This window comes from Rhizobium sp. UBA1881 (assembly GCF_002338015.1).
In the GTDB taxonomy this organism is placed as follows: Bacteria; Pseudomonadota; Alphaproteobacteria; order Rhizobiales; family Rhizobiaceae; genus Rhizobium.
This window is the reverse complement of record NZ_DDHH01000205.1, coordinates 903-1463: the sequence shown is the minus strand read 5'-3', so window position 1 is coordinate 1463 and position 561 is coordinate 903. Positions and strand designations below refer to the sequence as shown.

The following is a 561-nucleotide window of genomic DNA, read 5'->3' as shown; positions in this document are numbered from 1 at the left end:
GCCATAGGCCTCGAACAGCAGCCGTTCGAAGTTCGACGAAATCTGGATGTCCATCGACGGCGAAGTCGTCGCCTTGACGTCCTTCATCTCGTAGCGACCGGTCTTGATGGTACGCGCCATGATGTCGTTTTCGTTGGTGGCGACGACCAGCTTGCCGATCGGCAGGCCCATGCGCTTGGCGCAGTAACCGGCGAAGATATCGCCGAAATTGCCGGTCGGCACGGTGAACGAGACCTTGCGATCAGGTGCGCCCAGCGTGATCGCCGTCGTGAAATAATAGACGATCTGCGCCATGATGCGCGCCCAGTTGATCGAGTTGACGCCCGAAAGCTTCACCTTGTCGCGGAATGCGCCGTCGTTGAACATCGCCTTCACGAGGTTCTGGCAATCGTCGAAATTGCCCTCGACGGCGAGCGCATGCACGTTCGACGCCGTCGACGTCGTCATCTGCCGCTGCTGCACCGGCGAAACCTTGCCATGTGGGAAGAGAATGAAGATGTCGGTGCGCTCGCGGCCGGCGAATGCGTCGATCGCGGCTCCGCCGGTGTCGCCCGAGGTGGC

1 protein-coding gene is annotated in these 561 nt (G+C 61.1%); it reads right to left on the bottom strand.

The window, feature by feature from the left end:
- A partial coding sequence (gene thrC / locus B3605_RS25030; RefSeq protein WP_296436816.1) for a threonine synthase occupies window positions 1-561 on the bottom strand: 561 nt, incomplete at both ends.